This window comes from Kurthia sp. Dielmo (genome assembly GCF_000307285.2).
GTDB lineage: Bacteria > Bacillota > Bacilli > Bacillales_A > Planococcaceae > Kurthia > Kurthia populi.
Window position 1 is genome coordinate 231606 of record NZ_HE578959.1, and the last position, 2132, is coordinate 233737.

Here is a 2132-nt window from a genome sequence, read left to right on the forward strand (position 1 = left end):
ATGACAGACACCTCCTTTTTTGAATAGTATAACGGGAACATATGTTCTTTTTAACAAATTAGTACTGGCAGAATCATTGGGTTCGCATTCATCCCCTCCCTACTCACTACGTTCCTTGAGGGAGGGGTATTCTGCAAAGAAATGATAAAAAAGGCACTAATCGCAAGACCAAGTTGTGTTTCTGTAAGTTGTAAATCTTTACCCATATTAACAAGCGCTAAACTAATAGCCGTTCGGTCAACATACGACACAATCCATGCAAAAAACAATGCGGCGAGAATCCACTTACTCTTATCTTTTTTCATTTGGAAATACCTCCCTTTAGAAGATGTACCTTTATCATAAAAAAATCTTTCTTAATAATCATTGGATAAAATAATCGAATTTTCTAATAAAAATTGTGACATCTTCCAATAAAATTTGTTTTAATTAGAATAAATACTATATGTTGTGCATATAAGGGGGACAATATGACATGAGAAAGCCACAACAGTGCTATATTTTTCATCAAGGCGCGTATGAACGTACCGAACATTGCCCGACTAGAATTTGGCAGCAGCAATGGATCCAAGCAACCGATGCTATACGTTATACCAGCTATAGGGAACTTTTATTTGTATAAGTGAAGCACTATATACTTTGCGAAAAAGTAACAACTGATAGACAGGAGCAAGCGTTGCGCCTTTGTGTGACCTTTTTTATTAAAACGTATGAAGAAGCGGAAAATACGCTTCATTATATGCAAATGCGTAAACAAATTGGCGTGCTATATTATGAAAAGTTAGGTGTCAATCAATTGTTTATGAAGCAGGACCCAGAGGCGATTACGCAGTTTTTAACGCAAACACTCGCCCCCCTTCAAACGCCACGTGCACAGGCTAGTGAGCTAGAGGACACGCTGCGAAGCTATATCTATCACAGTCGTTCTATTACAAAAACCGCAGCTGCGCTTCATATTCATCAAAATACGCTCTATCATCGTCTTACGAAAATCGAAGAGCTTGTGCAAATGAATTTAAATGATTGGAATGATTATCTAGCATTATCACTCGCATTTCATCTACAACAATTTGAGTAATCATGCTATGCTTTAACTATCAAGTATTCATTCATATAGGGAAATGAGTGCGAAGCTCATGCAGCCCCCGCTACTGTAATGCTGACGACTTCACAAAAACCACTGAAAGGGAAGGTGTGAACGAGGATGATGCACAGCCAGGATACCTATCGCAATACTTGAATCACATGCTTTTCGGTGGGAGAAGCAGGGGCTTTTTTGTCGCTCCTTTTTTCAACCAAAGTCAGGCAACAAGGAGTGAACAGAATGCAAGGCCCATTAAAAATTGATTTTGAAAAAATATGGCAAGAAGGTATGCACGACTGGCAAGGGAATATGCCGGAGCGAATGGTTGATGATGCACTCGAAGAAGATTTCTGGCGTCAATCCATGCAACGTAAAAAGCCGAAACAAACCGATGCCCATGCTATCCCTATTTTTGACGCAATGAAGACGCATATTTCCCCGCAGGATTCTGTACTTGAAATCGGTCCGGGTTGGGGTAATTATACCTTTCCATTAGAAGAGTATGCGGCTAGTCTAAGCTGTGTGGATAGCTCAGAAAGCGTACTCAGTTATTTAGCACAGTATACAAATGCAGCACTTATTCACGGAAAATTTGAAACATTGCCTCTTGAGCCACATGATGTTGTCGTAGGGGTCAATTGTTTTTACCGTATGTATCATATGAATGCAACCTTACGAAAGATGAATGCGCTCGCACGAAAAAAGGCGATTATCGGTATGACAACAGGACCTATCCAGCCGCATTATGAAGTACTAGATAAGCAGTTTGGCTATGCTATTAAATATCCACGCCGAGATTATATTGAAATTTTAAATATGCTGTATCAGCTTGGCATTTTTGCCGATTGCCAAATGCTGCCGCTTGAACGCATTTATACATATCCAACAAAGGAAGCCTTACTGACCGCACAAAGTAAAAAAATTCGCGACAATGCGTATCAGCTTGAGCATGTTGAACAGGCGTTGGCTGATTTTGTTACCTATGACGGGGAGCAATATATATACAAGCATCGTTTTTATGCGGCTATTATTTCATGGACACCACAAT

3 protein-coding genes and 1 riboswitch are annotated in these 2132 nt (G+C 39.8%); of the genes, 2 read left to right on the forward strand and 1 reads right to left on the reverse strand.

Features of this window, described 5'->3' with window-relative positions:
• Positions 1-50: 50 nt before the first annotated feature.
• Positions 51-305 (reverse strand): hypothetical protein, encoded by a 255-nt coding sequence (locus tag KTHG_RS12350; protein ID WP_126989397.1) that lies wholly within the window; start codon positions 303-305, stop codon positions 51-53.
• 317 nt (positions 306-622) lie between these two features.
• Between KTHG_RS12350 and KTHG_RS12355 the strand changes: the two genes are divergently transcribed.
• Positions 623-1078, forward strand: coding sequence for a PucR family transcriptional regulator (locus KTHG_RS12355; protein WP_139993937.1), 456 nt, complete (start codon positions 623-625; stop codon positions 1076-1078).
• Positions 1079-1089: 11 nt separating this feature from the next.
• Positions 1090-1247: riboswitch (cobalamin riboswitch) on the forward strand.
• 77 nt (positions 1248-1324) lie between these two features.
• Positions 1325-2132: class I SAM-dependent methyltransferase (locus KTHG_RS12360; protein WP_186439590.1), on the forward strand; the 808-nt coding region annotated here is incomplete at its 3' end.